Source organism: Cellulosimicrobium sp. G4 BAM 1002 (genome assembly GCF_057126935.1).
Genome location: NZ_CP182109.1, coordinates 4575075 through 4599258, shown reverse-complemented (window position 1 = coordinate 4599258; position 24184 = coordinate 4575075). Strand labels below are relative to the sequence as shown.

The window sequence follows — 24184 nt, the reverse complement described above, 5'->3', positions numbered from 1 at the left end:
GGGGCCCGCGACGAGCGGGTACCCTGGGGAGCTGCTGTCCGCACCGCGGGCAGCAGAAGCATGAGTGCATGAACCCTCCTGTCACGGAGAGACCGTGACCGCGAAGACCAGAGGAGGTGGGTTATCCGCATGCGTCAGTACGAACTGATGATCATCCTCGACCCCGAGATCGAGGAGCGCACCGTCGCCCCGTCGCTCGACAAGTACCTGTCGGTCATCAAGACCGACGGCGGCTCCGTCGACAAGGTGGACATCTGGGGTCGTCGCCGCCTGGCGTACGACATCGAGAAGAAGTCCGAGGGCATCTACGCGGTCGTCGACTTCACGTCGACGTCCGACACCGCCAAGGAGCTCGACCGTCAGCTCGGCCTCAACGAGGTCGTCCTGCGGACCAAGATCCTGCGCACGGACGCTCGCTGACCCTCCCCGCACCCCTCTCGGCGCGTCCCCCACAGGTACGCCGCACGCCGTAGCGCGTGTGGGCGCTGCGTGATGGGATGAGCCGACGCGAGAGGCGTACGAGTCAGGCGCACGGCGCCGTCGACGGACTACAGACGACACACGAAGGAGCAGGCCATGGCAGGTGACACCGTCATCACGGTTGTCGGGAACCTCACGGGAGACCCGGAGCTGCGCTTCACCCCCTCGGGTGCGGCGGTGGCCAACTTCACGGTGGCGTCGACCCCGCGGACCTTCGACCGCCAGTCGAACGAGTGGAAGGACGGGGACACCCTGTTCATGCGCTGCTCGATCTGGCGCGAGGCCGCGGAGAACGTCGCGGAGTCGCTGACGAAGGGCATGCGCGTCATCGCGCAGGGCCGCCTCGTCCAGCGCTCGTACGAGACTCGCGAGGGCGAGAAGCGCACCGTCGTCGAGCTGCAGGTGGACGAGATCGGTCCTTCCCTGCGCTACGCCTCCGCGAAGGTCACCCGCGCCCAGCGCTCGGGTGGCGGTGGCGGCGGCTTCGGCGGCGGTGGCGGCAACTTCGGAGGCTCGCCCTCGGGCGGCTCCTCCGGCGGTGGATTCAGCTCTTCCGGCGGCGGTCAGCAGAGCGACGACCCGTGGGCCACGGCCGGCCCCGCGTCGTCCGGCGGCTCGTTCTCCGACGAGCCCCCGTTCTGACCGTTCGCCACACCCAGAACACACACTCATCTCCGTGGGACCAGCGCCGGCCGTCGGCGCGGACCGCACGCGGGGATCGCACCTTGTAGAGGAGCAACACCATGGCGAAGCCTGTGGTGCGCAAGCCCAAGAAGAAGTCCAACCCGCTGAAGTCGGCCAAGATCGAGTCGGTCGACTACAAGGACACCGTCCTGCTGCGCAAGTTCATCTCCGACCGCGGGAAGATCCGTGCGCGTCGCGTGACCGGCGTCTCCGTCCAGGAGCAGCGTCAGATCGCCCGTGCGGTGAAGAACGCGCGCGAGATGGCGCTGCTGCCGTACACGTCCACGGCACGCTGAGCGGGAAGGGAGACAACTCATGGCCAAGCTGATCCTGACCCACGAGGTCACCGGTCTCGGTGAGCCCGGCGACGTCGTCGAGGTGAAGGACGGGTACGCCCGTAACTTCCTCGTCCCGCGCAAGCTCGCCACGCCGTGGTCGAAGGGCGCCGAGTCCGAGATCACCGCGATCCGCAAGGCGCGCAAGGCTCGCGAGATCGCGTCGCTCGACGACGCGAAGGCGATCCGCGACTCGCTGCAGTCGAAGCCGGTCGTCGTCGAGGCGAAGGCCGGCAACGCCGGTCGCCTCTTCGGTGCCGTCACGACGGCGGACATCGCGTCCGCGGTCAACGCTGCCGGCGCGTCGGTCGACAAGCGCAAGATCGAGATCGGTCAGCCGATCAAGGCGACCGGGGACTACACGGTCTCCGTCCGCCTCCACCCGGAGGTCTCCGCGACCCTCGCGGTGAAGGTCGTCGCTGCCTGATCTGCAGAGCAGTCACGAAGGCCCGGCCCCTCTCGCGAGGTGCCGGGCCTTCGTGCTTCCGGGGCAGAGCGTCAGGCGGGGGCTCCGGTGACCATCCAGTGCGAGCCGCGGGCGCGCAGCCCGGTGGTCAGCGCGCGCGCCGCCATGAAGACCCCAGCGAAGGCGAGCCACAGCCACGCGAGTCCCGCTGCGCCGTCGGGCGCCCAGCGCAGCACGGCGAGCGCGGCCGGGACGTAGACCACGAGTGTGAGCATGCCCGCCCAGGCCAGGAACCGACCGTCCCCGGCTCCGATGAGGACGCCGTCGAGCACGAACACCCAGCCCGCCATGGGCATGAGCAGCCCGCACACGGCCATGCCGAGCGCGACCGCCGCGCGGACGTCCGGGTCCGAGGTGAAGAGCAGGGCGAACCACCATCCGCCCGCGGCCATGACGACGCCGATCGCGGCGCCCGCCGCGACGCCCCACTGCAGCGTGCGGCGGAGGACGGCGCGGACGCGCGGGACGTCGTCGGCCCCGAGCCCGTACCCGACGAGCGCCTGCGCCGCGATGGCGAGGGCGTCGAGCGCGAACGCCGCGAGGCCCCAGACCGAGGTGACCACCTGGTAGCCGGCGAGCGTGACCTCCCCGAGCCCTGTCGCGACGAAGACCGTGAGGAGGATCGCGAGGCGGAGCGAGAGAGTGCGGACGAAGAGGGGCGCGCCGGCGCGTGCGCTCGCCCAGATGCCACCTGCCGCGGGTCGCATGGACGCGCCCTGCCGCCGTGCGCCGCGGACGACCACGACGACCAGGACGGCGCCCATCGTCAGCTGCGCGACCGCCGTCCCGATGCCCGAGCCGGCGATGCCGAGACCGGCGCCGTAGACCAGAACCACGTTGAGCACGGCGTTGAACGTCGCGCCGCCCGCGGCGACCCACAGCGGCGTGCGGGTGTCCTGGAGGCCGCGCAGGACTCCGGTGGAGGCGAGGACGAGGAGCATGCCGGGCAGTCCGAGCGCCGACCAGCGCAGGTAGACGACGGCGTGCTCGGCGACGTCGCCCGTCCCGCCCATCACCCCGACCGCCCACGGCGCGAGGACCCACAGGGCCGCGGCCAGCGCGACGCCCAGGCCCGCGGCGAGCCACAGGCCGTCGACGCCGGACTGGAGCGCCTCGCGGGCGTGCCCAGCCCCGACGCGTCGTGCGACGGCGGCCGTGGTCGCGTAGGCGAGGAAGACGCACAGGCCGACGAGGGTGACGAGGAGTGTGGAGGCGAGGGACAGCCCGGCGAGCTGGGAGGTGCCGAGGTGGCCGACGACCGCGCTGTCGACGAGCACGAACAGTGGCTCGGCGACGAGAGCCCCGAGGGCGGGGACGGCCAGCGCGAGGATCTCGCGGTCGAGCCGGGAACGGGCGCGGCGCTGTGTCTGCGGAGGCGACGGCGAAGGTGTGGGTGAGGTTGTGGACGACGGCACACGACGGGGGGTGGTGGATGGCGCGCCGGTGTCGCCCGACTGTCCGGGAGGTGTCCGGCGTGTCGTCGGCGTGTCGTCCGACATTCTTTCGTCCACACCCCTGAGGGTAGTGAAGAGGCAGGTCAGAGGCGGCCTTGCGGGATGTACACAGCGAGATTGCTTCGTTGTCCACACCGTTTTCCACCGGGTGTGCACAGCACCGGGGAGCGTGTCCACAGGATCGGCCGGTCTGTCCACCGGTACGTGCACAGGGCCGTTTGCAGGGTGTGGACCCGCGATCTAGTGTCGCGAGGTCGTACCTGTCCGGGGCGGGAGGTGCGGCCACCGGGACAGTCATGTGGGTGGCCCGCAGTAGAACAGGTGTACGACGCGGGGCGATGCTCGGTGCGTGCGGTCCGGGAGGGTCGTGCCGCCGGGGGAACGAGGGGCGCATGTCGATCGACGAGCTCGAGGAGAGCTACGGGGGGGCGGGGCCGTCGGGCTTCGACCGGACGCCTCCCCAGGACGTCGCGGCCGAGATGAGCGTCCTCGGCGGCATGCTGCTCTCCAAGGACGCCATCGCCGACGTCATCGAGCAGATCCGCGGGTCCGACTTCTACCGCCCGGCCCACGAGATCGTCTACGAGGCGATCATCGACCTCTACGGCCGGGGCGAGCCGGCCGACGCGATCACCGTCGTCGCGGAGCTCACCAAGCGCGGCGAGCTCCAGCGCATCGGTGGAGCCCCGTACATCCACGACCTCATGGCCGGCGTCCCGACGGCCGCCAACGCCGGGTACTACGCGCGTATCGTGCGCGAGCGCGCCGTGCTGCGCCGCCTCGTCGAGGCCGGCACGCGCATCGTGCAGCTCGGGTACGCGACCGACGGCGGCGACGTCGACGACATCGTCAACAACGCGCAGGCCGAGGTCTACGCCGTCACGGAGCGGCGCACGACCGAGGACTACCTGCCGCTGTCCGAGATCCTCGGCCCGACGTTCGACGAGATCGAGGCCGCGCAGGGTCGCGGGGAGGGCATGACCGGCGTCCCTACCGGCTACTCCGACTTCGACCGGCTGACCAACGGACTCCACCCCGGCCAGATGATCGTCGTGGCCGCACGTCCGGCCATTGGAAAGGCCCTCGCGCTGGACACGCCGCTCCCGACGCCGTCGGGCTGGACGACCATGGGCGACGTCGCCGTCGGCGACCTGCTCGTGGCGGCCGACGGGACACCGACGCGCGTCGTCGCCGCGACCGACGTGATGGTCGACCGGCCCTGCTACGAGGTCGAGCTCGACGACGGCACGGTCATCGTCGCGGACGCCCAGCACCAGTGGGTGACCTCGTCACGTGCTCAGCGCCGCGGCGTGCGTGCCGGCGAGACGCCCGAGTCGTCCGTGCGCACCACCGAGGAGCTCGCGGCCACCGTGCGGTGCGCGACGGCCGACAGGCGCGCGAACCACTCGATCGCGACGGCGGCGCCGCTCAGCCTCCCGGAGGTCGAGCTGCCGATCCACCCGTACGCGCTCGGCGTCTGGCTGGGCGACGGCAGCTCGCGGCGGGCGGAGCTCACCTCGGCCGACCCTGAGATCGCGATGCGGATCGAGGGCCTGGGACACGAGGTACAGCCTGACCCGGAGCGTCTGCGTGCGCTGGGGGAGCACATCCCCCCGGGGTACCTTCGGGCGAGCGAGGCCCAGCGGCGAGACCTGCTAGCGGGGTTGTTGGACAGCAAGGGAGCAGTCGGCGCTCAGGGCAGCGTGCAGATCACGCTGACCGACGAGGGTCTCGCTCTCGAGGTGCAGGAACTCGTCTTGTCGCTGGGTTACCGCAGCGGCTGGTCGGCGCGGACGGTGAAGGGTCGCAGCGCGGAGTCGTCCACGGCCTACACGATCACCTTCACGACGAACGACGACGTCTTCCGGGTCGAGCGCAAGCGCCTCGCCCACAAGGAACGTCGACGCCCGGCCACAGCGAAGCTGACGTCGCGGTTCGTGGTCGCCGTGCGACCCGTGCCGTCTGTGCCGGTGCGCTGCGTGGAGGTCGAGCACCCCTCGCACCTGTACCTGGCGAGCCGGTCGATGGTGCCCACCCACAACTCGGTGCTGGGCATCAACGTCGCGACGCACGCCGCGGTGCACCACCAGATGGCGTCCGTCATCTTCTCCCTGGAGATGAGTCGCAACGAGATCACCATGCGAATGCTCGCGGCCGAGGCGAAGGTGCCGCTCACGCGCATGCGCTCGGGCAAGATGGACGACCAGGACTGGCAGAAGCTTGCGGCGACGATGGGCAAGGTCGCCGAGGCGCCGCTGTTCATCGACGACTCGCCGAACATGTCGCTCATGGAGATCCGTGCTAAGTGCCGCCGCCTCAAGCAGCGGCACGACCTCAAGCTCGTCGTGATCGACTACCTCCAGCTCATGAGCTCGGGCAAGCGCGTGGAGTCCCGTCAGCAGGAGGTCTCGGAGTTCTCCCGTGCGCTCAAGCTGCTCGCGAAGGAGCTCGAGGTCCCCGTCATCGCGATCTCGCAGCTGAACCGTGGTCCTGAGCAGCGTGGGGACAAGAAGCCCCAGATGAGCGACCTCCGTGAGTCCGGCTGCCTGACCGAGGACACCAAGATCCTGCGCGCCGACACGGGGGCGGAGACGAGCCTGGGTGAGCTGTTCGCGCTCAACGCCAAGGACGTCCCCGTGTGGGCGCTCAACGATCGGCTGCAGTATGTGCGTCGGCACCTGACGCACGTGTTCCCCACCGGGGTGAAGCCGGTCTTCCTGATGCGGCTGGCGTCGGGCAAGGAGATCGAGGCGACGGCGAACCACCCGTTCCTCACCTACGACGGCTGGACCGCGCTCGGCGACCTCGAGGTCGGCTCGCGCATCGGTGTGCCGCGCCACGTCCCGGGCCCTGAGCGCAACGCCGAGTGGGATGACCGCAAGGTCGTCATGCTGGCGCACCTCCTCGGCGACGGCTCGTTCGTCAAGCGTCAGCCCATCCGCTACGCGTCGATCGACGAGCGAAACCTCGCAACCGTCTCCGAGGCTGCGGGCGCCTTCGGGATCACCCCGATCCGCGATGACTACGCCGCTGCGCGCGTCACGACCCTCCGTCTACCGGCTCCGTACCGACTCGCACGCGGGCGGCGGAACCCCATCGCGGAGTGGCTCGACGACATGGGCCTCTTCGGCGCTCGCAGCCACGAGAAGTTCATCCCGACCAGCGTGTTCCACCTTCCGAAGCGTCAGATCGCGCTCTTCATCAAGCACATCTGGGCGACGGACGGCTCGGTGACGATCAACAAGAACGGGCGCAGCGGGCGGATCTATTACGCCTCGACCTCTCGCTCCCTGGTGGACGGGCTGTCACGTCTCCTTCTGCGCTTCGGCATCTCCACCCGGGTCCGGACCGCGACGCCCAAGGGGTCCTACCGTCCGGGCTACACGCTGGACGTCAGCGGCGTGGACGACCAGCGGCGGTTCCTCCAGGAGATCGGTGTGCACGGGGATCGAGGCGACACTGCCGCGAAGCTCCTCGAGATCATCCGGGAGACCCGTGCGAACACGAACGTCGACACCGTCCCGCGCCGTGTGTGGGACGACGTCCGCGAGATCCTCATCGAGCGGGGCATGACGCACCGTGAGTTCGCCTCGGCGATCGGCACCCAGTTCTGCGGCAGCGCGCTCTGGAAGAACGCGCCGTCGAGGCACCGGCTCGGCAAGATTGCCGAGGTGCTCGAGAGCGAGGAGCTCGAGATCATGGCGGTCAACGACCTGTTGTGGGACGAGGTCGTCGCGATCGAGCCGATGGGGGAGAAGCAGGTCTTCGACGCGACCGTCCTCGACGGCCACAACTTCGTGGCGAACGGGATCGCCGCGCACAACAGCATCGAGCAGGATGCTGACGTGGTGATCCTCTTGCACCGTGAGGACGCGTACGAGAAGGAGTCACCCCGCGCAGGCGAGGCCGATCTCATCGTGGCCAAGCACCGAAATGGACCGACGGACACCATCACCGTCGCGTTCCAGGGTCATTACCAACGTTTCGCCGATATGCAGATGTAATTTCCCCGACTGTTGTTGTCGACGTGCAGCCTAGATTGCAGAATCCTGCACACATGCTGCATGGGGAGTGCTTTGCCTGAGCAACCACAGGCGTACGCGCGACGTGTGCGGCGGCGGCGTCCGGCAGTACGACTGCAGTCATCACGTGCCAGCGACGTGCACGCCGGTCAGTCACGCGTGCTGACGGCGATGTCGTGCAGGACGAAGGTGGCAAACCCTAGTTCGCGTCGTGCGCCGCTCAGCCAGGCATCGCGATTCTCACGTGCAGCGGCAAGTGCCTGGTCGCGATCCTCGGTCGTCGGGGCCTCCCGCACGGCCCAGTCGACGAGCGACCCGGTCCAACTGAACTGGTAGTCGTCCCACTCGGCCAACGTGCTGACGTGCCCGTACGACGGCTCGAACCCGTGCTCGTGGACGGCCTGCACGAAGCCGGCGAGGTCGGGATAGGCGTCGACGGAAACCTCGAGCGCTGCCAGCGCAGAAGCCGACGGGGCGCTCTCCCAGATGCTGTCCCCGATCAGCGCTTGGCCACCGGGGCGCAGGCGCTGCCTGACAGCGGCCAGCATTTCCTCCAGCCTGCCGAAGGCGTGGCTTGCACCGATGCACAGCACCACGTCGAAGACCCCGTCGTCCCAGGTGGCGGCATCTGTCTCGATCCAGCGCACCCGGTCGCTCAGTTTCCGTTCCTCGGCACGCCGGGCGGCAGAGGCCGGGAGCATGTGGTCGATCCCCACGCCGGTGATTCCGGGGTGGGCGAGCAGCAGCTCCTGCAGCCACTCGCCCTCGCCGCACCCGAGGTCAACGGCGCGGGCGCCGTCGCTCGGGCTCAGCCAGCCGACCAGTTCGCGTAGCCGCTCGGGCGCCACCGGCGCCCCGATCGGATGGCGCAGGTGGGCGATGTCGAAGATCTCGGAGCGTTCCATCTCGGCGACGCTACAGGCCACCGCCTACCCGCGCCGATGCCGTCTGACGAGCCATCACCCTATGGCTCACGCGGCCACGAGACACGCCCTCTTCCGCCGCCGTGGGACCGCTGAGTGCAACCAACCCTGCGCGACCCGACCGGCACGCCCGAGGTCGTGCAAGGTACAGCCGCGGGTCCGCGCGATCTGCGCTGCACGTCAACAGCAATCTAGATTGCACGAACCCGCATCTATGCAGCACGGCGAGTTCTCGACTCGACGATGCGGTGTCCGTATGGCCTCACCACGCCCCTCATCCCTAGGGGTCCCCGGTTAGTCGGATGCCCAGATGACGCGGGAAGTCCCGGTCGAGTTCTACTCGGCCGGGACTTTCGTCGTTCCGGGTCTGACGGCGGCTTGCCGAGCTCTCGGGTCGATCTGCTCGGACAGCGACCGCGTGGCGACGCCGCGGCGCTCCAGCTCGTCGACGACGCGCACCAGGCGGGACACGCTTCGCCCCAGGGCGGTCGAGCTTCGTCACGACGACGGGACCGGCCTCGTCTGTTGACGAGCGCACCCTAGGGTCGGGTCGCAAGGACACCATGGAGCACGGTCTGCAACCAGCGTTCCCGCTCCTGTGCCGACAGGCGCTCGTCCGGCGCAGTACGCAGCAGAAGAATAATGTCTTCGACGAGAACTTCGTCTCGCAGCGTCTCGTCCTGATGCGCAGCCTGCACGAGTTGCGCGAGTAGCGCGTTGGCTCGTTCCTGCATGCCGCGCAGCTGAGGCTCGGATCCACCGAGGGCATCGCGGAGCATCCGCGTCGTACTCAGCTCAACCACGACGGTTCGCAAGAGCGCCTCGAGCAGAACGATAGGACTCTCGCGCTTCGAAGCGAGCGCTTCTTCGAACGACCCCACCAGCGCGCTGGTCTCCTCCGCGAGCTCCATCAGGATCGCGTCGACAAGCTCGTCCTTCGTTGGAAAGTGCCGGTACAACGTGCCCACGGCCAAGCCGGCTGCTGCTGCAATCTCGTCCATCCCGGCGGCGCGACCCCGCGCCAAGATCACTGAGCGGGCAGCGTCGATGATCCGTACACGGTTCCTGCGCCGGTCGGCACGTACGCCCTGTTCGTCTGCCACCACGCCTCCTGTCGGACCTTGACGAATGTGAACCTTGCGTTCAGCATAGAACATGAACCGACAGTTCATGTTACGAGTGGAGGAGACATGGCAAGACGATGGGACGCCACCCAGATCCCTTCGCAGGCAGGCCGGGTCGCCGTCGTGACCGGCGCGACCTCGGGGCTCGGATTCGAAACCGCCAAGGGACTCGCGGAGCGCGGTGCAACGGTCGTGGTCACAGGCCGAGACATGGTCCGCGCCGAACAAGCCGCCGGCCGACTCAGCCGGGATGTACCGGCTGGGCAGTTTCGACCGCTGGCGCTCGAACTTGCTTCCCTCGCCTCAGTGCGAGAGGCCGCCGAGCGCATCATGGACGCGTTTCCCCGGATCGACCTGCTCATCAACAACGCCGGCATCACCGGCCTCAGCGAGCCGACCGAGGACGGCTTCGAGCCGCAAATGGGTGTCAACCACCTTGGTCACTTCGCGCTCACTGGGCACCTTCTGTCCCGTCTGGCGTCGGTGCCGGGCTCACGGATCATCGCGATCAGCAGCATCGGCCACCGCCTGACGGGCTTGACCAGCGAGAACTTCCAAGCGCCTGAGCGGGCGTACGAGCGATCCAAACTTGCCAACCTGGTCTTTGCCCGCGAGCTGGACGCACGCCTGCGACGGGCCCGGGCAGAGACACGCGCCGTGGCAGCCCATCCCGGCGGTGCTACCACGGCGATCTTCCGATACTCCTCCGCCGGATTCCGCCTCGTCAGCCTTGCCACTGCAAGGATGCTCGGTCGGTCCCCCGCGATGGGGGCGCTCCCCACCCTGAGGGCCGCCACGGACCCCGATCTCGACGGCGGGGAGTATCTCGGACCCTCCGGACTGTTCGGTATCCGTGGCTACCCTGACCGGGCGTCATCGAGCAAGGCCTCCCGGGATCGCACCTTGGGAAGTCTCGTCTGGGAACAGTCCGAACGGCTCACCGGCGTCTCATATCTCTCCTGAGGCCAGTTCCTTGGACGTCCAGTGGCTGGGCGCCAGCTGAGGCAGGCTGGCGCGCATGACGCCGCGGGAGAGGGAGTTGGAGCCAGCCGGGTACGCCGAGCTCGGCTGAGCTGAAGGCGCGGGTGACTGTCCAACGCGGAGATCGCCGAGCAACTCCACCTCAGCCTCGCCACCGTCAAGGCGCACATCGGGCGCCTCCTTTCCAAGCTGCACGCCCGCGACCGGGCGCAACTCGTGATCGTGGCCTACGAGACCGGCCTCGTAGAGGCTCGGCCCGCTCGCGAGTGACAGCCACCGTTCGCCCACTGACGCCAGACGATCGCGAGACCACCACCGTTTCCGACGCGCTCCGTACACCCAGCCTGGACCGCCCTCACACGCCGGTCGGAATCCTCGTTCAAGACTCCCGCAGGTTCAGAACCTCCGGCGGGCTTTCTTGCTGCGGCTCGGGGTGCTGTTGATCGACTGCCACCAGCGCCCCGGTCCTCGAGATCGGTTGGGTGTTGCAAGGCGCCGCCGACAGCGCGCGCACGTGTCGAGGCGCGGCGCGCCCGGGTTCGTGCAAGGTACAGTGGCGTTCCCGTGCAATCTGCGCCGCACCTCGACACCGACGACGAGCGCAACCGGCTGGCCCCGGGTTTGCCCTGCTCGCGTGGATCAGGGCTCAGCTCGGCGACGACGGTCGCCGACGGAGGCGTCGACGGCGACGGCGGTCCTCGTGAGATGCCTCCGCACGTGCCCTCGCTCGCGCCTCCGCCGCTCGCGCCGCGCGGCGGTCCGCCCATGCGGCAACCGTCGCCTCGACGTCTCGCGGCATGGTGACCAGGGGTGGGCCGGCGGGCGGTTGGTAGCGACCGCGGATCACTCGCCTGTTGAACTCCTCGATCTCGTCGCGCACGTCCGCCTCGCTCCACAGCCGGTCGAGGCGGTCGTCCAGCGCGGCGTCCTCTCTGCGGAGCTCGATGGAGGGCGGGAGCAGCACGAGCCTGTCGCGCTTCACGAGGTTCTTCAGCCACCAGTCGGGGTCGTGGCGATCGGGCAGGTCGAGGGGCTTGCCGCTGCCGGGCAGGTCGTCGAACTCGCCTCGTTCGATCGCCCTCCGGATGTGCAGGTCAGCCAGCAGCGCGATCGCCACTTCGTCGTCGATGGCCATCGCGTACGGGTTGTAGAACGCGGCGGGTAGGTGCGGGTCAGCCATCGTCACTCCGTCCCATGTATTGCCATACACCTGTATTGTGACACGCGTAGTGCCGACCAAGGAGGGCGCCGGGGTGCCGAAGCTGGTGGACCACCAGGAGCGTCGCGAGGCGATCGCGCGTGCGCTGTGGCGGGTCGTCGACCAGCACGGTTGGGCGAAGGCCACGATGCGTGAGGTCGCCCGCGAGGCGGGGGTGTCGCTGGGGCTCGTGCAGCACTACTTCGCGTCTCGTACGGAGCTGTTGACCTTCGCGATGGAGCTCGCTGCCGAGCAGACCGGCGGCCGGGTCACGAGGGGGCTGGCTGCGCTCGACCAGCCTCCGCACCCTCGCGACGTGCTCCGGCTGGTCCTCACCGAGATGCTCCCGCTGCGTCCCGACGCGCGTGCTTCGAGCCGCATGAGCGCCGCCTACGTCCTCGAGGCGCTGCACGACCCGGCGCTGCGCAAGCAGGCGAGCCTCGGACTACGGGACGGTCGCGCCATGGTCGCGCGCCTCGTCCGAGAGGCCATCGCTCAGGGGCAGATCGCGCCCGACCGCGACGCGGACATCGAGACGGACCTCCTCCTCGCGCTGACCGGGTTCACGCCGCTGCTCGAGCTCGAGGTGATCGAACCCCGGGCCGCGCTGGCCGCCATCGACCGGTACCTGGACCGCCTCTTCGCCGACGCGTCCTGATCGCGCCGACCCCGCGCACCCTGCGCGACACGTCGACAGCGGCTAGGGTCCGGCAGGTGACGCCGTCCCGTCCTGCGCAGCCTGTCCCCGGTCGCTCGTCACGGACCGTCGGGGGCCGCGCACGACCGCGGACGGTCCGGGACCGAGTGCTCCGCGCGGTCGCGTGGGGTGCGTTCGCGGTCGGTGCGACGCTCGCGGTCGGTGCGGTCATGCTCGCCCGGGACGTCCGGGTGCGTGCGAGGGTGGTCCGCGCGGCGTTCGACAAGGGCGGGCGCGAGACGGAGGGCGTGCTCGCCGCGTTCGCTCCGGACGACGGCGTCGTGACGGTGCAGCGGGGGCTGCGGTACCGGCCGGGCGACCCCGACGCGTTCCTCGACGTGTATCGGCCGGCGGGTCGCGACGGCGAGGCGCTGCCGACGGTCGTGTGGGTGCACGGCGGCGGGTGGCTGGCCGGGCGGCGGTCGGGGATCGCCGCGTGGGCGTCGATCCTGGCGGCCGAAGGGCTCACGGTGGTGGTTCCGGACTACACCCTCGCTCCGCGGCAGCCGTACCCGTACCAGCTGCAGCAGGTGCTCGACGCCGTCGGGTACCTGCGCGAGCAGCCGCCCGTCGGCGTCGACCCGTCGCGCCTGTTCCTCGCCGGCGACTCGGCCGGTGCGAGCCTCGGGGCGCAGGCGGCCACGGTGCTGACGAGCCCGGCGTACCGGGACGAGGTCGGGGTGCGCACGCAGCTGCCGTCGGACACCCTCGCCGGGCTCGTGCTCTGCTGCGGCCCGTACGACCTCGCGGTCGTCTCGGGCGAGGGCCGGGGTCTGCTCGCCTGGGCCTCGACGACCATCGGCTGGTCGTACCTCGGGACGGCGACCTTCCTCGACGACCCGCGCACCTCGACGCTCAACCTCGTCGACCACGTGTACCCGGGGATGCCGCCCGTCTACCTGACCGGCGGCAACGGGGACGCGCTCACGGTGGGAGCGCGTCTCTACGCGGAGCGCCTCGCCGCCGCGGGCACGACCGTCGAGACCCTCTTCTTCGAGGACGACCACACGGAGCGCGGAGCGCGGCTCGGGCACGAGTACCAGTTCGACCTGAGGCTCGAGGCCGCGCGGAGGTCGCTCGCGCGGAGCGTCACGTTCGTGCGGCGGAACGCCTAGGACCCGCCTCCGGATCCGGTCCGGGCTGGCGGCCTCCAGCCGTCGTCCTCCCGGATGGCCCGCGTGATGCGCTGGGTGATCTCCCGCAGCTGACGCGTCTGCCGCTCCGTCAGGCGGTCGAGCACGAGCCGGTGGACGGTCTCCACGTGGCCGGGGGTGGCGTCCTGGACCTTCGTGCTCCCGAGGTCGGTGAGCACCGCCAGCGTGTAGCGGCCGTCGGCGGGATCGGGGGTGCGTCTCAGCCACCCCTGCGACTCCAGCCGCGTTGCCGCGCGGGACAGCCGGGAGAGCGTGCTGTTCGCGTAGCCGGCGAGGACGCTCATCCGGAGTGTGCGGTCCGGCGCCTTCGCCAGGGCGTACAGGACGCCGTACTCGAAGTGGGAGAGGTGGGCGTCGCGCTGGAGCTGCGCGTCGAGGGCGGCAGGCAGCCACTCCAGGACCGTCGCGACGCCGGCCCACGTCTCGAGGTCCTCGCCCGTGAGCTCGGTGGGGACGCCGGCAGGGGCGTCGGAGTCCGTCATGACGGTCAGCGTACGCGGCCAGGCGGCAGCCGCGCCCTTGCCAGTCGCTTGCTCAGGAAAGTCAACGGGACTACCTTTGGCTTGCTTGAGCAAGTGACATCGCCGACACGGCGATCAGAGGAGAGACAGGAACCATGGATCTGGACCTGGTAGGGAAGAGGGCCTTCGTCAGCGGCTCGACGCAGGGCATCGGCTACGCGATCGCCGAGTCGTTGCTCGCCGAGGGAGCGACCGTCGTCGTCAACGGACGCAGCGAGGACCGGGTCGCGGCGGCGGTGGAGAGGCTCGAGGCCGCTGTGCCGGGCGCTGCCGTCTCGGGGATCCCGGCAGACTTCGCGGACTCCGAGCAGGTCCGACGGCTGCTCGGGTCGCTCGGCGAGGTGGACGTGCTGGTGAACAACGTGGGCGTCTTCGAGGTCGCCGCCTTCGAGGAGATCTCCGACGACGACTGGCAGCGGTACTTCGACGTCAACGTCATGAGCGGCGTCCGCCTGTCCCGGCACGCCCTCCCGGGCATGCTGGCCCGAGGCTGGGGCCGGATCATCTTCGTGAGCAGCGAGTCCGGCGTGAGCGTCCCCGCCGACATGACGCACTACGGCGCGACCAAGGCCGCCACGATCGCCCTGGCCAACGGGTTGGCCAAGCGCACCCGTGGGTCGAGCGTCACGGTCAACACCATCCTCGGCGGACCGACGTTCTCCGACGGCGTCGCCCGGGCCGTCGCGGACGTCGCACGGGCCCAGGGACTCGCAGCGGACGACATGAAGAGCGCGATCGAGACCGCCAACCACACGTCGCTGCTGCAGCGCTTCATCGAGCCCGCGGAGATCGCTCACCTCGCCACCTACCTGGCCAGCCCGGTCTCGTCCGCCACCAACGGCGCCGCCCTGCGTGCCGACGGCGGTGTCCTCACGACGACGCTCTGACGGGGGCGGGGGAGCTCGGACCGGACCTCCGGCCGCCAGAGCCGGTGCTGAACGGCGCCGTTCACAGGCGCTAGCCTTCGAAGCGCGCCGCACGGCGCACCCCGCTGTGCCCCTCCAGTGATGACGCGAGCAGTCGACGACGGCGCGCGCCAGCCCCGCGAGGGCGCGACCCGCGACGAAGGAACGACGACGTGAGCCAACCTCCGTACCCGCCGTACCAGGGCGGCGACGCCCCTCAGCAGCCGCAGGCACCCGGCCCCTACGGCCAGGCCCAGCCTGGCTACGGTCAGGCTCAGCCTGGCTACGGTCAGGCTCAGCCGGGCTACGGTCAGCCCGCCCAGCCCGAGCAGCAGCACCAGCCGGCCTACGGGCAGATGGCGCCGCAGGCCGCACCGACCCCGTACCCGACGCCCGGCCAGCCGTACGGCGCGCAGTACCCCGCGCAGGCGCAGCCGTACGGGTCGCCCTACGGCGGGCCGGCCGGCTACGGCCAGTACGCGCCCGCCGGTCCTCAGCCCATGACGTGGCGCACGATCCTGGCGTACGTCTTCAGCCCGGTCGCGGTCTTCTTCCTCCCCATCGTGTTCGGGGTGCTCGCGATCGTGTTCTCCGCGATCGCGGTCAAGCGGAACGAGAAGACGGCGAAGATCGCGCTCGGTGTCGCCATCGCCTGCACCGCGCTGGGGTTCGTCCTCGGTGCGCTCAGCGCCGCGCACACCCTGAGCCAGCTGTACTGAGCCGCTGCTCCCGGTTCGACCTCAGCCGTACGGCAACCGAGAAGGACGACGGCGCGCGGCTCACCCCCGGGTGTTCCGGGCCGGCGTGATCGCCGGGCGAACCGGGTCCGCTCCGGCCAGTGCGGTCCTCGGCGTCGGGCGCCGCGCCGCGGCGAGCGCGCCCGGCGTCTCGCCGGCGTAGCGGGCGACCGCGCGCGAGAGGTGGCTCTGGTCGGCGTACCCGTGGCGGGCGGCGACGTCGGCCAGCGGTAGCCGGCCGAGGTCGGCCGCCGCGCGCTCGAACCGGACGACGGCGGCCGCCTGCTTCGGCGTCAGGCCCACCTGTTCCCGGAACACGGTCGCCACGTGGCGGTGGCTCCAGCCCGTGCGTTCGACGAGCGGACCGATCCGCGCTCGACCGCCGCTCGCCTCGATCTGCTGCCACATCCAGCCCACCCAGGGCGGCACGCTCTCTGTCCCCGCCACCTGCCGCAGCAGCGCTGCCTCGACGAGCGCGAACCGCTCTGCCCAGGTCCGCGCCGACGCCAGCCGGTCGGCGAGCGCGTCGCCCAGGGCGGGGACGACGTCGTCCACCGCGACGACGTGGCGGGCGAGCTCGCCGCCCGGGACGCCCAGGACGCGGCGGACGCCGAGCGGGGTGAGGTAGACCTGCACGCAGTCCTGACCTCCGTCGAAGTGCGTGCTCGCGTGGCCGGTCGAGAAGCCGGAGACGAACGACCCGTAGGACCGGCCGGCGCCGGTGCCGTCCGAGAGAGCGTCGATCTTCAGGCGCTCGCCGAACGAGAGGACCAGCGGGAGCAGGCTCCCCGCGGGCTGCCGACGCCGCACGACGCCCGGTGCCCGCTCGGACATGCCCACGACTCCGGCCACCAGACCCGCGAGCGCGGGCGCGGTGCGGTGCGCGACCACCTCGATGCGGTGCGGACCCTCCATGCCTCAGTGTCGCCGGTCAGATTTCTTCAAGCCACCGCGGTCGCGCCCGGTCCAGCATCGAGTCATGCGCAACCTGGTGGTCATCGAGTTCCTCACCGTCGACGGCGTCATGCAGGGCCTCGGGTCGCCCGAGGAGGACACCGACGGCGGGTTCACCCACGGCGGCTGGGGCCTGCCGTACGCGCCCGCGGTCCACGAGGCGGTCGCCGACGGTCCCGACCGCACGACGGCGTACCTGTTCGGCCGGCGCACCTACGAGAAGATGGCCGCGTTCTGGCCCCACCAGCCTGACGACGACCCCATGGCGCGACGGCTGAACCGCACGCCCAAGCACGTCGCGACCCGCACGCTCACCGAGCTCGCCTGGGAGGGCGCGACGGTGCTCGAGGGCGACCTCGAGCCCGCGGTCCGGGTGCTCAAGGCCGACGGGGAGGGGGACGTGGCGGTGCTGGGCAGCGGCGACCTGGTGCACCAGCTCCTGCTCCTGGACCTCGTCGACCAGCTCCGGCTCTTCGTCCACCCGCTGCTGCTCGGGACGGGGAAGCGCCTGTTCCGCGACCTCCCCGCACCGCGACCGCTCCTTCTCACGGCGTCCGGGACGACGAGCCTCGGCACGCTGGCACTGACCTACGACGTCGTCCGCGAGCCGTAGCCCGCCGCACCCGACGGGATCTCTGCGGCCCTCCTCCAGGCGCCGACCACGCGCCCGTCGTCGGTCTCGAGCCGGAACGGTGCCAGCGGCAGGTTGCCGGCGCGACGACGCGCGCGGAGCACGTCGAGCGCGCCGTCGTCGCTGTCCGCGCCGAACGTCTCGCCCCGCTGCGCCCCGGCGGCCGTCACGACGCGGTAGCTCGTCATCCGGTCGTCGTCGTGGTGCACCTCGTCGGCGATCGCGGCCACCTCCATGGCGACCTCGAGGCCAGGCAGCGCGTCCCAGGTCCGGTCGGGGCCGGAGAGCGTCCAGGTCTCGGTGGCGGGATCGTGACAGATCACGTACTCGCGCGGCCCGTTCCGGGCGCGCCAGGTCCCGGCGTCGGTCGTGGTCCAGTCGAGGTCGGTCATCTGTGGCTGTCTCGGTCGACGGTCGGCCCGGGGCGTCGAGGAGCGAGCATCGTCCGGCGCTCCCCCCGCGGCTCACAGGAAGGCTACGCTGCCCGCGCCCCTCGCGGGAACGTGCCCGGCTGTCACGCCCGGAACGTGCGACGGTACGCGTCCGGCGGGACGCCGACCGTGCGGTGGAAGTGCCGGCGCAGCGTCGTCGCGGTGCCCATGCCCGCGGCAGCGGCCACCACGTCGATCCCGTCGTCCGTGGACTCCAGCAGCTCCTGCGCACGGCGGACGCGCTGCGCGAGCAGCCACTGCAGCGGCGTGGTCCCGGTGACGGCATGGAAGTGGCGGGCCAGATGGCGCGAGCTCATGCTCGCCCTGCGCGCCAGGTCCTCCACGGTGAGCGGCTGGTCGAGACGCTCCATGATCCAGGGCAGCAGGTCGGAGAGGGGGTGGTCGTCCTGCGCGGGCACCGGCGTGGAGACGAACTGGGCCTGGCCACCGGCCCGGTGGGGCGGCACGACGAGACGGCGCGCGACGACGTTCGCGACGGCCGAGCCGTGGTCGCGGCGGACGAGGTGGAGGCACAGGTCCATCGCCGCGGCCTTGCCCGCCGACGTGAGGACGTCGCCGTTGTCGACGTAGAGCACGTCGGGGTCGACGGTGACCTGCGGGTAGCGCGCGGCGAGCTCGTCGGTGTGGGCCCAGTGCGTCGTCGCGCGCAGGCCGTCCAGGAGGCCCGCCGCGGCGAGCACGAACGCGCCCGTGCACAGCGAGACGACCCGGGCGCCGGACCGGTGGGCCGCGCGCACGGCCTCGACGAGGTCGGCCGGCGGCTCCGCGTCGACGTCCGCCACCGCGGGGACGATCACCGTCCCGGCCTGCGCGAGGCCGTCGAACCCCCGGTCCGGCTCCACGCTGAGGTGGCCCGCCCGGACGCCGCGCGCACCGCAGACCTGGACGTCGTACCAGGGACCGGGGACGGCGTCGGGCTGGGAGCCGAAGACCTCGTAGGCCATCGCGAGCTCGAAGTGGAGCATGCCGTCGGTGGTGGCGACGGCGACTGACCGCGGGTCGAGGCTCATGTCCGAAAGTGTACGGGTCGTGTCGTTCAGGACACTGGGCCGCGACGCCCGGACGCACCAGGATCGTCGACATGGACACGAACGAGCTCCACGGAGCACAGGCAGCTGCCGGCCAGGTCGTCGCGGTGTTCGGCGCCTCGGGGCACACCGGCAGCTTCGTCGTCGCCGAGCTGCTCGAGCGCGGCTACGCCCCGCTGCTCGTCGGCCGCGACCGGGAGAGGCTGGCGGCGGTGGCGGCGACGACCGCGCGCACCGCAGGGACGGGACCGGCGCTCGAGGCCCGGGTGGCGTCGGTGGACGACCCGGCCTCGCTGGACCGCGCGCTGGCCGGGGCCGCCGCCGTCGTCAACTGCGCGGGACCCTTCGCGACGACCGCCGCGCCCGTGGTCGAGGCGGCGCTGCGCGCGCGGATCCCGTACGTCGACGTCGCGGCCGAGATCGAGGCCAACCTCGACACCTTCGCGGACTTCGCCGACCGTGCCCGTGCGGCGGCCACGGTGGTCGTCCCGGCCATGGCGTTCTTCGGCGGTCTCGGCGACCTGCTGGTCACGGCGGCGATGGGCGACTGGACCAGCGCGGACGAGGCGCACGTCGCGTACGGCCTGAGCAGCTGGCACCCGACGGCCGGGACGCTCGCCGCCGGGACGGTCTCGGGCCGTCGTCGTGGCGGGCGCCGCCTGCGCTTCACGGGTGGGCGGCTGGAGCACCACGACGACGCGCTGCCGACCCTGGACTGGACCTTCCCGGCCCCGCTCGGGACGCAGCGCGTGATCGGCGAGTTCACCATGGCCGACGTCGTCACCGTGCCCAGCCACTTCGCGATCCCGGAGGTGCGCACCTCCATGACCGCCGTGGCGGCCGCGGACCTCTCCGCGCCCGGTGCCATGCCCCCGACCGCCGTCGACGAGCACGGTCGCTCCGACCAGACCTTCGTGGTCGACGTCGTCGTCCGGTCCGGCGGCACGGAGCGCCGCCTGGCCGCCTCGGGCCGGGACATCTACGCGATCAGCGCGCCCCTCGCGGTCGAGGCGGTCGCCCGCATCCTCTCGGGCCGGGCCCTGACCTCCGGCGTCGCCTCCGCCGGCGCGGCGTTCGACGCCCCGGACTTCCTCCGGGCTCTGGCGCCTCGCCTCGCGGTGCACGCCCCGTCCCACGCGCGCGGCTGACCCCCGTGGTTCGCGGTCAGCCGCAGTCGACGCCCGCGTACGGGGTCTCGACGACGACGGGCCCGTCGTCGCCGGTGACCGTCAGGGTCGCCGTCCCGGCCTCGACCGACGGGGCGCGCGTGCTGAACGACCGGTAGGCGTTCCTGCCCGCCTGCACGTCGGTGAACGTGCGCTCGCCCGCGGGCGTGCCGAGCGTGACGTCGACGGCGTCGTCCCCGACGTTCAGCGCGCGGACCGCGACGTGCGCGGTGCCGGCCAGGCAGCGCGCGTCGACCTCGACGTGCACGGGCGGCAGCTCGCGGATGCGGACGTCGCGGTAGGAGACCACGTCCGGCGCGGAGCCGTGCGCCTGGAGCCCGACGTGACCGACGAGGCCGCGGCTGCTCGAGTCCGGGTCGAGCGGGCGGCCGGGGAACGGCACGCCGGGCAGGTTCTCGTACTCGTTGATGACGACGCCGTTGCGGATCACGGTGTAGTGCTGCCCGACGACGCGCACCTCGAGCTCGTTCCACGTCCCCTTCGGGGTGGGCATCGCGCGGTCGAGGCCGATGTCGGCGAACCCGTAGACCGAGCCGGTCTTGCGCGGGTCGTTCGACCCGCCCTCGGGGGAGTCGTTGACCTGGATCTCGTGCCCGCAGTTGACCGCGATCCACGACAGGTTGTTCGTCTCGTTGCCGTTGAACGTCGTGGGGCATCCCTCGACCGGGCCCGAGAGGTCGGGGAAGCGCACCTGGACGCCGCTGTTGCCGCGCAGGTCGCCGGGGGCGTCGTCGCGGAACTCGAGGGTGAGGGAGAAGTCGCCGTACTCCTGCACCGGGTACCAGAGGGTGCCGAAGCCGCCGTCCTCGCCGACGCGGCTGCGGATCGTGCCGTCGTCGAGCAGGTCGAAGCCGCCGTCGCCCGCGTACTCCCACGCGTCGAACGACTCCTGGGTGCCGTCGAAGATCACCTCGTACCCGTCGTCGGCGACCGACGGTGCTGCCTGCGGTGCCGCCTCCTGTGCGGCCTCAGGCGCGGCGGCGGCAGGAACGGCGAGGGCGACCACGGCGACGAGCGCCGTCGCCACGGCCGCGCGGGTGCGGTTCGTCATCGGAACTCCATCGTTCGAGGATGCTCTCCCCACCCTAGGCACGACCGCGCGGGGCGCTCAACGGGAAGGCCGGCGCAGGCGGGTCTCCGGCAGTCGGCGGCGGGCCGCTACCCTGCACGGGCACCCCTTCGCGCGACGAGAGGACCCGTACCGATGTCCGGACCCCAGGAGCCCTACGACCCGGTCGACGACCAGACCGTCATGCGGGCCCCTCGTGTGTACGGACCGGACGGCTCGTCCGCTCCGGGTCCGGGCTCCGAGCAGCAGCCTCCGCCGCCGCCCGGACCGCCCGGTCCGCCGCCGTACGGTCAAGTTCCCTCCGGTCAGGGCCCGTACGGTCAGGCCCCGTACGGTCAGGCACCGTACGGCCAGACCCCCTACGGCCAGGCGCCGTACGGCCAGGCGGGTCGGGCGCCGTACGGGCAGCAGGCGCCGTCCGGGTGGCAGGCCGGCCCGCCGGCACTGGAGGCGACCGTGGTGCCGGGACGGCAGGAAGCTCCGCCGTCGGACCCGTACGCGTTCTCCCCGTACGCGGAGTTCCCCGGGGGCCGGTCGCGCGGTCCGCTGATCGCCGTGCTCTCGGTGGTGGGAGGCGTCGTCGTCCTGGGTGGCGTGGCGGCGGCCGTGTGGCTCGGGCTGCGCGACGACGCGCCGCCGGTCACCGAACCGCCGGCCGCGACGCAGCCGACGGGGGAGGACGTGTCGCAGCCGGTCCCGGAGCAGCCCGTCCCGGAGCAGACCGACACGGCGCCGCCGGCCGAGGAGCCCGACCCGGCGCAGGAGGTGGCCGACGACGAGCCCTGGCTCGAGGCGCAGTACCGCGCCGGGGCTGAGATGGACCCGACGAACGGCCCGGCGCTCGCACCGATGTCGTGGGACTTCTTCGGCGACAACGACTACGTCGTCAACGACGACCGGATCGCCCTCACGGCGCGTCGCGACTTCGCGTGCGACGGCCTCCCGGCGATCCCCGCGATCACCGAGGGCGTGGCCGGCGTGTGCCAGGGCGGCTTCGAGGCGCGGGTCGTCTCGCACGACGGCCCGACGGTGGCGCTCGACGTCGTCGTCGTGGAGACGGGGTCCAAGGAGGCGGCCGAGGGCGTCGTCGCCGCGTTCGACGCCGCGTTCGAGGGTGAACCTCTCGCCGACACCACGGGACCGGCGCACGAGACCCTCGCGGCGGCGGTGCCACAGCCCGGGTTCGAGCCCACGTACGAGATCCTCGACGCGGGGGAGGGGCCGTCGGTCATGCTGTCCACGGGCAGCGTCGTGATCCTGCTGCGGCTCGGGATCGGTGACGGCCTGGAGCGCGAGCAGGTGCTGCCCGTGGCGCAGGCCGTCGGGTTCGTCGTCACCGACCACGAGCTGGCGCAGGCGTGGGACGACCAGCCGGTCCCGAACCTGATCGACCCGTCGGCGCCCTGAGCATGGTGACGGATCCGCTCGGGGGCCGCCGGCTGCTCGCGGTCGCGGGCCTGGTCGCCGCCGGGGGAGCGGTCGGCACGACGGCGCGCGCGCTGCTGGAGCGGGCGTTCGCGCCCGAGCCGGGGGCGTGGCCGTGGACGACCTTCGGCATCAACGTCGTCGGGTCGTTCGTGCTGGGCGTGCTGCTCCAGCGGCTCCTGCTCTCGGGGCCCGACCGCGGGTGGCGCCGGGGCGTCCGGCTCGGCTGCGGGACGGGCGTGCTCGGGGGCTTCACGACGTACTCCACGTTCGCCGTCGAGGTCGAGCGCCTCGCGAGCGGCGGGCACGTGGCGCTCGGGGCTGCGTACGCGCTGGGCAGCGTCGTCCTGGGGGTCGCGGCGGCGTGCGGGGGGACGGCGCTCGCGGGGGCGGGCCGACGGCGCGGGGCCGCGCCTGCCGACGACGGCGGTGAGGCCGCGTGACGGCGTTCCCCGAGCTGCTCCTGGTCGCGGTCGCGGGCGGCCTCGGCGCGGCGTCGCGGTTCCTGGTGGACATGCTCGTGGCGCGGGCGAGCCGCTCGTCGACGCCGATCGGGACGGTCGTCGTCAACGTCACGGCCTGCTTCCTGCTGGGGCTCCTCACGGGCTGGGGTCTGAGCCACCCGGGTGGCGGGGACGTGGCGGCCGTGCTCGGCGTCGGGTTCCTCGGCGGGTACTCGACGTTCTCGACGGCGTCGGTCGAGGGCGCGCGCCTGATGCTCGCGGGCCGGGGTGCGGTGGCGCTCGTGCACGCGCTCGGGATGCTCGTCCTGTGCCTGGCGGCGGCTGTCGTGGGGATCGCAGTCGCGAGCGGGTGAGCCGCGCGCGAGGCGATGTGCAATCTCAGGGTTGCGCAGGCATCCAACTCGTGCAACCCTGAAGTTGCACCTGTTCCACGGGCGCACCACCCTACGGAGAGGAACGACCATGACCACCCTCAACGAGCCGGCCGTCGTCGACAACGAGACGTTCTCGGTGTCGCGGACCGTGACCATCGACGCCCCGCCCGCACGCGTCTGGGCGGCGCTGACCGAGGAAGACCTCATCAGCGGATGGTTCGGGCAGCGGACCGTCCTGCCCGACCTGCGCGTGGGCGGAGAGGGGATCTTCAGCTTCGACGGCGCACCCGACGTCCAGGTCCGGATCGAGGAGTACGACCCGACGACGGTGTTCGCCTTCCGCTGGGGGACGCCGGTCGGCGAGCCGATGGGCGACACGAACTCCACGGTCGCGCGCTTCACGCTGGCCGCCGAGGGCAGCACGACGGTCCTGCGCGTCGTCGAGACCGGGTTCGACCTCGTCGAGGACACGGCCGGGATGCTCGAGAGCCACCAGCAGGGGTGGACGAGCGAGCTCGACGAGCTCGTCGCGCTCCTCGAGGGAGCGCTCGCGACCGAGGGAGGGCACGCGTGAGCAGTCCCTCGACGGAGCTCGCTCCCGTGTTCTCGGCCCTCGCCGACGACACGCGATGGCGGATCCTCCAGGAGCTCGGCCGTGCGGACCTCTCGGCGTCGGCGCTCGCGGACATCCTGCCCGTGAGCCGGCAGGCGATCGCCAAGCACCTCGCGGTGCTCGCGGACGTCGATCTCGTCGAGGCGGTGCGCGTCGGTCGCGAGGTGCGCTACCGCGCCGTCGGGTCCCGGCTGAGCGAGACCGCACGCGCGCTCGAGTCCCTCGGCGCCGCGTGGGACCGCAGGCTGGCCGCGATCAAGCGCATCGCCGAGTCGTCGTAGCTCGAGGGGCGCGCGTGGCCAGCGC

The 24184-nt window shown here is 71.6% G+C and carries 27 protein-coding genes; 18 read left to right on the top strand and 9 right to left on the bottom strand.

What is annotated here, in order from left to right:
- Positions 1-129 precede the first annotated feature (129 nt).
- The 4 genes from rpsF to rplI all read left to right on the top strand — a co-directional run bounded on the left by rpsF (position 130) and on the right by rplI (position 1926).
- Positions 130-420 (top strand): 30S ribosomal protein S6, encoded by a 291-nt coding sequence (gene rpsF / locus ACMXGY_RS20515; RefSeq protein ID WP_483774821.1) that lies wholly within the window; start codon positions 130-132, stop codon positions 418-420.
- A gap of 156 nt (positions 421-576) precedes the next feature.
- Entirely contained in the window at positions 577-1122 is a 546-nt protein-coding gene (locus ACMXGY_RS20510; protein WP_483774820.1) for a single-stranded DNA-binding protein, read from the top strand.
- Positions 1123-1223: 101 nt separating this feature from the next.
- Entirely contained in the window at positions 1224-1460 is a 237-nt protein-coding gene (rpsR, locus tag ACMXGY_RS20505; RefSeq protein ID WP_483774819.1) for a 30S ribosomal protein S18, read from the top strand.
- A 19-nt stretch (positions 1461-1479) separates the two neighbouring features.
- Entirely contained in the window at positions 1480-1926 is a 447-nt protein-coding gene (gene rplI / locus ACMXGY_RS20500; protein ID WP_483774818.1) for a 50S ribosomal protein L9, read from the top strand.
- Between the two features lie 71 nt (positions 1927-1997).
- On the opposite strand, the gene ACMXGY_RS20495 is transcribed toward rplI, so the two are convergent.
- Positions 1998-3380 carry an MATE family efflux transporter gene (locus ACMXGY_RS20495; RefSeq protein WP_483774817.1) on the bottom strand — a complete coding sequence of 461 codons (1383 nt, stop codon included), beginning with the start codon at positions 3378-3380 and terminating at the stop codon, positions 1998-2000.
- Positions 3381-3811: 431 nt separating this feature from the next.
- On the opposite strand from ACMXGY_RS20495, the gene ACMXGY_RS20490 reads away from it, so the two are divergent.
- On the top strand, positions 3812-7423 hold the full coding sequence (locus ACMXGY_RS20490; protein ID WP_483774816.1) for a replicative DNA helicase: 3612 nt from the start codon (positions 3812-3814) through the stop codon (positions 7421-7423).
- 167 nt (positions 7424-7590) lie between these two features.
- Here ACMXGY_RS20490 and ACMXGY_RS20485 read toward each other — a convergent pair whose 3' ends face one another.
- Together ACMXGY_RS20485 and ACMXGY_RS20480 are read right to left on the bottom strand one after the other, a co-directional pair.
- Positions 7591-8346, bottom strand: coding sequence for an SAM-dependent methyltransferase (locus tag ACMXGY_RS20485; protein ID WP_483774815.1), 756 nt, complete (start codon positions 8344-8346; stop codon positions 7591-7593).
- Positions 8347-8903: 557 nt separating this feature from the next.
- Positions 8904-9467, bottom strand: a complete 564-nt coding sequence (locus tag ACMXGY_RS20480; RefSeq protein WP_483774814.1) for a TetR/AcrR family transcriptional regulator — start codon at positions 9465-9467, stop codon at positions 8904-8906.
- 87 nt (positions 9468-9554) lie between these two features.
- Between ACMXGY_RS20480 and ACMXGY_RS20475 the strand changes: the two genes are divergently transcribed.
- Positions 9555-10451 (top strand): oxidoreductase, encoded by an 897-nt coding sequence (locus ACMXGY_RS20475; RefSeq protein ID WP_483774813.1) that lies wholly within the window; start codon positions 9555-9557, stop codon positions 10449-10451.
- A gap of 126 nt (positions 10452-10577) precedes the next feature.
- On the top strand, positions 10578-10739 hold the full coding sequence (locus ACMXGY_RS20470; protein ID WP_483776912.1) for a response regulator transcription factor: 162 nt from the start codon (positions 10578-10580) through the stop codon (positions 10737-10739).
- 376 nt (positions 10740-11115) lie between these two features.
- Here ACMXGY_RS20470 and ACMXGY_RS20465 read toward each other — a convergent pair whose 3' ends face one another.
- Positions 11116-11649, bottom strand: coding sequence for a DnaJ family domain-containing protein (locus ACMXGY_RS20465; RefSeq protein ID WP_483774812.1), 534 nt, complete (start codon positions 11647-11649; stop codon positions 11116-11118).
- A gap of 37 nt (positions 11650-11686) precedes the next feature.
- On the opposite strand from ACMXGY_RS20465, the gene ACMXGY_RS20460 reads away from it, so the two are divergent.
- A complete protein-coding gene (locus ACMXGY_RS20460; RefSeq protein ID WP_483774811.1) occupies positions 11687-12325 on the top strand; it encodes a TetR/AcrR family transcriptional regulator in 639 nt (212 codons plus the stop codon).
- 146 nt (positions 12326-12471) lie between these two features.
- Positions 12472-13479 (top strand): alpha/beta hydrolase, encoded by a 1008-nt coding sequence (locus ACMXGY_RS20455; RefSeq protein ID WP_483774810.1) that lies wholly within the window; start codon positions 12472-12474, stop codon positions 13477-13479.
- Here the strand turns inward: ACMXGY_RS20455 and ACMXGY_RS20450 are convergent.
- On the bottom strand, positions 13476-14000 hold the full coding sequence (locus ACMXGY_RS20450; RefSeq protein WP_483774809.1) for a MarR family winged helix-turn-helix transcriptional regulator: 525 nt from the start codon (positions 13998-14000) through the stop codon (positions 13476-13478). The genes ACMXGY_RS20455 and ACMXGY_RS20450 overlap by 4 nt on opposite strands.
- A 134-nt stretch (positions 14001-14134) precedes the next feature.
- On the opposite strand from ACMXGY_RS20450, the gene ACMXGY_RS20445 reads away from it, so the two are divergent.
- Both ACMXGY_RS20445 and ACMXGY_RS20440 read left to right on the top strand, forming a co-directional pair.
- A complete protein-coding gene (locus ACMXGY_RS20445) occupies positions 14135-14926 on the top strand; it encodes an SDR family NAD(P)-dependent oxidoreductase (RefSeq protein ID WP_483774808.1) in 792 nt (263 codons plus the stop codon).
- A gap of 191 nt (positions 14927-15117) precedes the next feature.
- Entirely contained in the window at positions 15118-15663 is a 546-nt protein-coding gene (locus tag ACMXGY_RS20440) for a hypothetical protein (protein WP_483774807.1), read from the top strand.
- A gap of 60 nt (positions 15664-15723) precedes the next feature.
- Here ACMXGY_RS20440 and ACMXGY_RS20435 read toward each other — a convergent pair whose 3' ends face one another.
- On the bottom strand, positions 15724-16596 hold the full coding sequence (locus ACMXGY_RS20435; protein ID WP_483774806.1) for an AraC family transcriptional regulator: 873 nt from the start codon (positions 16594-16596) through the stop codon (positions 15724-15726).
- Positions 16597-16660: 64 nt separating this feature from the next.
- Here ACMXGY_RS20435 and ACMXGY_RS20430 point away from each other — a divergent pair, with 64 nt between their 5' ends.
- Complete coding sequence (locus tag ACMXGY_RS20430) at positions 16661-17248, top strand: dihydrofolate reductase family protein (protein WP_483774805.1); 588 nt, start codon at positions 16661-16663, stop codon at positions 17246-17248.
- Here the strand turns inward: ACMXGY_RS20430 and ACMXGY_RS20425 are convergent.
- A complete protein-coding gene (locus ACMXGY_RS20425) occupies positions 17224-17658 on the bottom strand; it encodes a hypothetical protein (RefSeq protein ID WP_483774804.1) in 435 nt (144 codons plus the stop codon). The two genes, ACMXGY_RS20430 and ACMXGY_RS20425, sit on opposite strands and share 25 nt — an antisense overlap.
- Positions 17659-17780: 122 nt before the next feature.
- A complete protein-coding gene (locus tag ACMXGY_RS20420) occupies positions 17781-18728 on the bottom strand; it encodes a helix-turn-helix domain-containing protein (protein WP_483774803.1) in 948 nt (315 codons plus the stop codon).
- A gap of 71 nt (positions 18729-18799) precedes the next feature.
- Here ACMXGY_RS20420 and ACMXGY_RS20415 point away from each other — a divergent pair, with 71 nt between their 5' ends.
- A complete protein-coding gene (locus tag ACMXGY_RS20415) occupies positions 18800-19894 on the top strand; it encodes a saccharopine dehydrogenase NADP-binding domain-containing protein (RefSeq protein WP_483774802.1) in 1095 nt (364 codons plus the stop codon).
- A gap of 16 nt (positions 19895-19910) precedes the next feature.
- On the opposite strand, the gene ACMXGY_RS20410 is transcribed toward ACMXGY_RS20415, so the two are convergent.
- Positions 19911-20984 (bottom strand): 3-keto-disaccharide hydrolase, encoded by a 1074-nt coding sequence (locus ACMXGY_RS20410; RefSeq protein ID WP_483774801.1) that lies wholly within the window; start codon positions 20982-20984, stop codon positions 19911-19913.
- A gap of 474 nt (positions 20985-21458) precedes the next feature.
- Between ACMXGY_RS20410 and ACMXGY_RS20405 the strand changes: the two genes are divergently transcribed.
- From ACMXGY_RS20405 to ACMXGY_RS20385, 5 genes are all read left to right on the top strand, one after another.
- Positions 21459-22409: a hypothetical protein gene (locus tag ACMXGY_RS20405; RefSeq protein WP_483774800.1), complete on the top strand. Its 951-nt coding sequence runs from the start codon at positions 21459-21461 to the stop codon at positions 22407-22409.
- A gap of 2 nt (positions 22410-22411) precedes the next feature.
- Positions 22412-22870 (top strand): fluoride efflux transporter FluC, encoded by a 459-nt coding sequence (locus ACMXGY_RS20400; protein ID WP_483774799.1) that lies wholly within the window; start codon positions 22412-22414, stop codon positions 22868-22870.
- Positions 22867-23244, top strand: coding sequence for a fluoride efflux transporter FluC (locus ACMXGY_RS20395; protein WP_483774798.1), 378 nt, complete (start codon positions 22867-22869; stop codon positions 23242-23244). The genes ACMXGY_RS20400 and ACMXGY_RS20395 overlap by 4 nt, the downstream gene beginning before the upstream one ends.
- Before the next feature lie 109 nt (positions 23245-23353).
- On the top strand, positions 23354-23839 hold the full coding sequence (locus ACMXGY_RS20390) for an SRPBCC domain-containing protein (protein WP_483774797.1): 486 nt from the start codon (positions 23354-23356) through the stop codon (positions 23837-23839).
- The gene (locus ACMXGY_RS20385; protein ID WP_483774796.1) at positions 23836-24159 is read left to right on the top strand and encodes an ArsR/SmtB family transcription factor; all 324 of its coding nucleotides are present in this window, start codon (positions 23836-23838) and stop codon (positions 24157-24159) included. Before ACMXGY_RS20390 ends, ACMXGY_RS20385 begins: the two co-directional genes overlap by 4 nt.
- Positions 24160-24184: the final 25 nt, after the last annotated feature.

What these genes read in the sequence shown, in the direction of transcription:
- ACMXGY_RS20510 (WP_483774820.1), top strand. Translation starts at nt 577, where the DNA reads ATGGCAGGTGACACCGTCATCACGGTTGTCGGGAACCTCACGGGAGAC.
- ACMXGY_RS20425 (WP_483774804.1), bottom strand. Translation starts at nt 17,658, where the DNA reads ATGACCGACCTCGACTGGACCACGACCGACGCCGGGACCTGGCGCGCC.
- rplI (WP_483774818.1), top strand. Translation starts at nt 1,480, where the DNA reads ATGGCCAAGCTGATCCTGACCCACGAGGTCACCGGTCTCGGTGAGCCC.
- rpsR (WP_483774819.1), top strand. Translation starts at nt 1,224, where the DNA reads ATGGCGAAGCCTGTGGTGCGCAAGCCCAAGAAGAAGTCCAACCCGCTG.
- ACMXGY_RS20415 (WP_483774802.1), top strand. Translation starts at nt 18,800, where the DNA reads ATGGACACGAACGAGCTCCACGGAGCACAGGCAGCTGCCGGCCAGGTC.
- ACMXGY_RS20430 (WP_483774805.1), top strand. Translation starts at nt 16,661, where the DNA reads ATGCGCAACCTGGTGGTCATCGAGTTCCTCACCGTCGACGGCGTCATG.
- ACMXGY_RS20475 (WP_483774813.1), top strand. Translation starts at nt 9,555, where the DNA reads ATGGCAAGACGATGGGACGCCACCCAGATCCCTTCGCAGGCAGGCCGG.
- ACMXGY_RS20435 (WP_483774806.1), bottom strand. Translation starts at nt 16,596, where the DNA reads ATGGAGGGTCCGCACCGCATCGAGGTGGTCGCGCACCGCACCGCGCCC.
- ACMXGY_RS20420 (WP_483774803.1), bottom strand. Translation starts at nt 18,728, where the DNA reads ATGAGCCTCGACCCGCGGTCAGTCGCCGTCGCCACCACCGACGGCATG.
- ACMXGY_RS20485 (WP_483774815.1), bottom strand. Translation starts at nt 8,346, where the DNA reads ATGGAACGCTCCGAGATCTTCGACATCGCCCACCTGCGCCATCCGATC.
- ACMXGY_RS20400 (WP_483774799.1), top strand. Translation starts at nt 22,412, where the DNA reads ATGGTGACGGATCCGCTCGGGGGCCGCCGGCTGCTCGCGGTCGCGGGC.
- rpsF (WP_483774821.1), top strand. Translation starts at nt 130, where the DNA reads ATGCGTCAGTACGAACTGATGATCATCCTCGACCCCGAGATCGAGGAG.
- ACMXGY_RS20465 (WP_483774812.1), bottom strand. Translation starts at nt 11,649, where the DNA reads ATGGCTGACCCGCACCTACCCGCCGCGTTCTACAACCCGTACGCGATG.
- ACMXGY_RS20390 (WP_483774797.1), top strand. Translation starts at nt 23,354, where the DNA reads ATGACCACCCTCAACGAGCCGGCCGTCGTCGACAACGAGACGTTCTCG.
- ACMXGY_RS20445 (WP_483774808.1), top strand. Translation starts at nt 14,135, where the DNA reads ATGGATCTGGACCTGGTAGGGAAGAGGGCCTTCGTCAGCGGCTCGACG.
- ACMXGY_RS20490 (WP_483774816.1), top strand. Translation starts at nt 3,812, where the DNA reads ATGTCGATCGACGAGCTCGAGGAGAGCTACGGGGGGGCGGGGCCGTCG.
- ACMXGY_RS20450 (WP_483774809.1), bottom strand. Translation starts at nt 14,000, where the DNA reads ATGACGGACTCCGACGCCCCTGCCGGCGTCCCCACCGAGCTCACGGGC.
- ACMXGY_RS20410 (WP_483774801.1), bottom strand. Translation starts at nt 20,984, where the DNA reads ATGACGAACCGCACCCGCGCGGCCGTGGCGACGGCGCTCGTCGCCGTG.